At 47.7% G+C, this 4710-nt stretch carries 7 protein-coding genes; all 7 read right to left on the bottom strand.

The genetic code is table 11. From position 1 onward, the window contains the following. Positions 1-322: 322 nt before the first annotated feature. Positions 323-514, bottom strand: a complete 192-nt coding sequence (locus ACTJJI_RS26070; RefSeq protein ID WP_095449211.1) for a hypothetical protein — start codon at positions 512-514, stop codon at positions 323-325. Positions 515-708: 194 nt separating this feature from the next. Further along, complete coding sequence (locus ACTJJI_RS26065; protein WP_440656274.1) at positions 709-1542, bottom strand: antitermination protein Q; 834 nt, start codon at positions 1540-1542, stop codon at positions 709-711. Further along, a complete protein-coding gene (gene rusA / locus ACTJJI_RS26060) occupies positions 1539-1901 on the bottom strand; it encodes a crossover junction endodeoxyribonuclease RusA (RefSeq protein ID WP_440656272.1) in 363 nt (120 codons plus the stop codon). The genes ACTJJI_RS26065 and rusA overlap by 4 nt, the downstream gene beginning before the upstream one ends. Positions 1902-1903: 2 nt before the next feature. Further along, positions 1904-2104, bottom strand: coding sequence for a hypothetical protein (locus ACTJJI_RS26055; protein ID WP_029882066.1), 201 nt, complete (start codon positions 2102-2104; stop codon positions 1904-1906). A gap of 4 nt (positions 2105-2108) precedes the next feature. Continuing rightward, positions 2109-2711: a DUF1367 family protein gene (locus ACTJJI_RS26050; protein ID WP_029882067.1), complete on the bottom strand. Its 603-nt coding sequence runs from the start codon at positions 2709-2711 to the stop codon at positions 2109-2111. Between the two features lie 388 nt (positions 2712-3099). Beyond that, positions 3100-3324 (bottom strand): DinI family protein, encoded by a 225-nt coding sequence (locus ACTJJI_RS26045; RefSeq protein ID WP_014832176.1) that lies wholly within the window; start codon positions 3322-3324, stop codon positions 3100-3102. A gap of 366 nt (positions 3325-3690) precedes the next feature. Further along, positions 3691-4140, bottom strand: coding sequence for a VOC family protein (locus ACTJJI_RS26040; protein WP_014832177.1), 450 nt, complete (start codon positions 4138-4140; stop codon positions 3691-3693). Positions 4141-4710: the final 570 nt, after the last annotated feature.

Below are 4710 nucleotides of genomic sequence, written 5' to 3'. Positions count from 1 at the left end.
CAACCTGTTTGACTGCTTCAATTTTAAACTCTTCGGGATAACGCTTACCGCTCATGGGCACCTCTCTTTAAGCCATCTTAAATGACTCTGAGGTGTCTGTTAAACCCGTGGCGATTCAAACCTAAATTACTCATTAATCGCTAAGGACTCGGCGGTATACGCAATCTGCGCAACTGGTGCGACATTGGTTGTTCCACCTGCCCTATATTTAATCCAGCATTATGTCTGGCCAGTGTTAAAGTTTATCGGTTTGAAGATTCGCTACTTCTTTCATGGATACTAAAAGCCTCGCACAGTAACGAGGCTTCACTTATTTTTCCTGTTACAGCTTTGGCTCTTCAATACGTTCGCTTAGCACTTCGACCTCTCCATTGTTGGCGAGATTATCTCCACGAGTCACATACCATGCGCCGTAGATAGTTTCACCCGACTCTAAATCGTCAATTTTTTCGTGCACGTAGTAAGCGATCTGCCTGCTGCCATTGTACTGGATCCAGTAATAGCCTTCTCTCATCATTCCCCCTCCTGTTCGATATAGAGATTATAAGAGGCAATGAATATTGATGAATTTAGTAATACTTAAATCGCTATTAAGCAAAAAGCCCCACGGGGTAAACCGCAGGGCTTTAAACGAAGGCAATAACCCATCGTTAGAGCAAAATTACCACAGATTCGGGAAAAGTAAATAGCTCACGATAAATTCATACCCTATTTTGTTATCCTCTTGAGCTGTGCTTCTGCCCACGCCTCTTCTATATCAAACTTCGTGATGAGCTGATCGTAGAAGGGTTTTACAGACTTCTTCCAGGTATCGAGGCTGATTACATCCGTTATCTGACACACCGCGGCGTAAACCTCAGTGGAAGGAATTCGTTCATACCCCCGCCCGCTGCAGCGCTTACAGTCAGCCAGAACCGGCACACCCTGCTTTTCAGTGAGCTCCTGATTCACTGCTTTACCGCGCCCGTGGCAATCTCTACAGGCACAACTAACTACCTTCTTACCCTTACACTGAGGGCAGAGAACTCGCGCTATCTCCCTGACCTTCCTGCGCACTTCATACTCGGAAGGGTGAATATTTTCCACACACATGTGCAAAGACATCTTCACGAACTTCTTCTCTTTTACCGGCGTGTGAGACTTCATGCTGAAAACTTCCGCGTCTATAAACCCTTCCCCATTGCAGCCATCACACTGCTTCACGCTGGCGGCGCTGCGGGAATAGTCTTCGAACGCGAAGGCTGCCAGCTGATGCATCACCAGTGGTTTAATCTCATCATCAAGCTTCCTTAATGCCGCCACCCGATCGCACTTGGTCAACGCATACTGAGCCAGCAACTCAATCGCCCTCTCCCGGTCATTGTTGCTGATACCCATCTTCCCGAGAAAAGCGCTGTAACCCATGGCGGCCCGTTCCTGCGTCATGCCCATCGCAGCCATAATATCCGAACCAGTTAATGCATCTGATGCCGTAGCACGAGGAGAGTCGCTAATCATCGTCGATTTGGCGAAGTGATATTTGAGTGTATTTTCGAGATTCATGCGGTCTCCAGCTCGGTAATGGTGAGTTCTAATTTTCCGCCCTTAACGACAGGCATTTTCACAACGCGATAATCCACAACCTGGCAGTCATCCAGCCAGAATCCTGCCCTGGTTAAAGCGTCAAATGCAGCTTTCTGCAGGTTATCCAGATCGCGGCGCCGGCGATCTGGCATGTAACATTTAATGCGGATTTTAAGTGGTGCGGCCGTGCGGATATTAAGCCGGGCGCTTCGAATGACACTGGTGACCGCATAGCGGTAAGCGACGCCATCAGCACTAATATGCGTACGCCCGCGGTTGTGCCGGTAATACTGGTTGTTGCTCGGCGGCCAGGGCAAAGTGATTTGATATGTCTTCACGTTCACCCCCACAACCGGTTTCGCCAGCGACTGTCCGGGCGCGCTGGTGTATTTGAGGTCGGAAGGAATGCACTGACAGTCCAGGTCACGTAATCCTGATTAAGGCTGCGCTCAACTCGCACGCCGCGCGCTTTGTAACGCTTAACCAGTTCTTCGGCCTGTTCGGTGCTGCAATCGGTGTGGTGGAACCAGGAAAACTTCATTCCATCACCCCGCGAAGCCAAGCAGCTGCGCGGCGACGTTTTCGGCTTCATCGCGACTGCGGAATGAACGGGACAGGACCCAGCGCCAGAGGACATCGAGCGCAGCTTTATAGAGTTGCTGGAACTCGAGCTCGTCCATGTTGGCAAACGAGATGCTACGAGGATGCTTTTTGAGTGTGCCGTCAGGCAGCTGAATGGCATCAAAGTGCCCTGCTTCGACGATCACCCAGGAGCGGTAAGCGTCAAAGGATTTGCACAGGCTAATGCCATTTGTGACCCGGCGGTATGCAACCTGCTCAAGATAATGCTCAGCAGCATCGATCAGCGCGCCCTCATTGCCGGCATACGAAGCCAGGAACTTGGCGTAGCCAGTAATCAGCTTCCTCTCGTTACTCGAGATAGCCCCGCCGGTTGGTTCCCAGTATTCAAAACCGAGATTGAGAAGCGCGAAAAAGCGCCGGTGAAATGCCGGGTTTCGTACCCGCCTGAACTCGGCAACAAGAATATCGCCGAGCCGGGTTTTTGATTGCAGGATATCCCTGGTCTCGGGCGTAGCCGGGATCAGTATTCCTGAATGGTGTTTGATAAGTTGTAATTCTAGCGCCATGGTTCTCTCCGTGGCGCATCAGGTATAGGTTGTTCAGGCCTATGAAAGAATAATATCAGACAGAGGTGTAACTCGGTACCCCAGTCGTTTTGCAAATTGCATAAACCCGTTGAGAGTGAATATTTCTTCCTCTTCGAGCAACGGTCGTAATGAAACTATTCCATTTACTCGATAAACCAGATATCTGCCCTCAGCCGGGAAGCTATAGATAACTGCTTTATCGGCCCTTCTGACCACGTCGTACCATTGATCATCTGCATTAAAGGCATCTGCACTACACACTATTTCCCCCAGAGCGACTTATTGACGCGGTAAACAGTAATCGGGAACAGCCAGGGGAACGCAAACAGCGATACTCTTTGAAACTGCTCCAGTGAAATTCACGCGATTAATAAAACCACTCGTCGGCGCTTTCCCAGGTCTCCTGCACGATTTGCTCAACCTCTTTCTTGTCGCCCCCGAAAACACTCAGACCATCATTGCTGGCACGCTTGATCGTTAGCTGACAATTATCAAACTGCTTGCTGAGCCTTTTGAGCAGTTCTGACTCTAGTGCAGGTATAGCTCCATCAGGAAGTTTCTTCATGCGATCAATGGCTAACTCGATTTTCATTTTTCCCTCCGCAATGAACACCTGTATGCATATACAGTATATTTATAAACGTATCTTACGGATTTTGCAACGATTAAAGAGTGTTAGAAGGATGGAGCGCTTCCAAGCTTGCAGGTATCGGTTTTAAGAACGATTTGGGACAGATCTCAGATTTGGTGGTCTACACAATAGTTATGTTGAATAGATTTCAGAGGAGTTTAGTGCAGTTTCACTACTAAATTGTGGTTTCGATATGAGATTTATAAAATGAAAATTCGTAAAGGCTATTATTGAGCTTGCTGTTACTAAGCAACAAATTTGTCAGCAAGCTCTAAAACGACATGAAACATTACCAGTGCGTAATGTAATCCAACCGGTTATCGAAATTTACTGAGATGCAGGCACTTTATCATCCTGACGGAAAGCCTCGATCCCGACTTTCTGACCATAAGAAAGTTCAAGTGTGTTACCATCAGGATCAGCGAAGAAGACATAATAACCTACCGGTTCGCCTGCCTGAACCGGTTCTTTTCGCAAGATGCCTTCCATTCTGGCCATCGCTACCTTATTGTCGATTTCTTCAATGCTTGAACAAGCTACTCCCAAGTGACCGAAATTACCTAGAGGGGTGTCAGTCACAGCATCAACCTGGACAAGGACAAGTGCAAAAGGGCGAGTTCGGTCACTTAACCACGCGACTTTACGTACCTCCGGAAGATCAGGCTCTCGCCTGTGTACGACTTCCATGCCAGCATAACGGCTATAGAAATCAATACTTTTTTCCAAATTTCTAACAACAAACGCAACGTGCGTAAAACCTACATCAATATCTTTCATTAGGCTAATCCTTTGACTATCTCCAGAGTCGCCATCTTAAAAACTCAAGTTAACTTGAGGTCAAGAGCCTTTCAATCTATGCTTTTGCTGGATTTCTTGCACGTATTGTTCAATGCCGTTCAGGGTTGCGGCGTATGCTAACTCCAGCTAAATGAAGATTTAGCCTGCTACGCAAAGAAGAAAGAACTCAGTTGAGATGCGGTAAACGGAGCAGGCTTAAATAGTTGGTCTCATTTTCGCTCACACATCCCCATACCCTCCTACCAGCTTTCATCCAATCATATTTGGCTTTTAAAGCTCAGCTGGTATCGAGCAGTCAGCGATACTTGCGCAGCAAACGTGCCGCGCATATACAGTGCTGGCTTACCTTTTATCAAACGTGCTCACGCCTGCATACCCTTCCCCCTTGCGATGTTAATTCTGTCAATGCATTCCCTTAATGCTTTGACTTGTGTCAACAACGGGTAAAAAGTGATCCACTAACCGTCACCACCAACGGTTTAATATTGATCCACCTTGTTTACTCAGGATTAGCTTCCGCTATAACCCCGGCCTTTCGTTTCTGCTTCA

Origin of the sequence: Enterobacter sp. 22466 (assembly GCF_052044775.1) — a bacterium.
Taxonomy (GTDB): Bacteria; Pseudomonadota; Gammaproteobacteria; order Enterobacterales; family Enterobacteriaceae; genus Enterobacter; species Enterobacter dissolvens.
Note: the sequence above shows the minus strand (reverse complement) of the source record. Positions and strands in the feature narration are given on the sequence as shown.

Excerpts from the sequence above, each read along its gene's own strand:
- ACTJJI_RS26045 (WP_014832176.1), bottom strand. The coding sequence starts at position 3,324 with ATGAAAATCGAGTTAGCCATTGATCGCATGAAGAAACTTCCTGATGGA.
- ACTJJI_RS26040 (WP_014832177.1), bottom strand. The coding sequence starts at position 4,140 with ATGAAAGATATTGATGTAGGTTTTACGCACGTTGCGTTTGTTGTTAGA.
- ACTJJI_RS26050 (WP_029882067.1), bottom strand. The coding sequence starts at position 2,711 with ATGGCGCTAGAATTACAACTTATCAAACACCATTCAGGAATACTGATC.
- ACTJJI_RS26065 (WP_440656274.1), bottom strand. The coding sequence starts at position 1,542 with ATGAATCTCGAAAATACACTCAAATATCACTTCGCCAAATCGACGATG.
- ACTJJI_RS26055 (WP_029882066.1), bottom strand. The coding sequence starts at position 2,104 with ATGAAGTTTTCCTGGTTCCACCACACCGATTGCAGCACCGAACAGGCC.
- ACTJJI_RS26070 (WP_095449211.1), bottom strand. The coding sequence starts at position 514 with ATGAGAGAAGGCTATTACTGGATCCAGTACAATGGCAGCAGGCAGATC.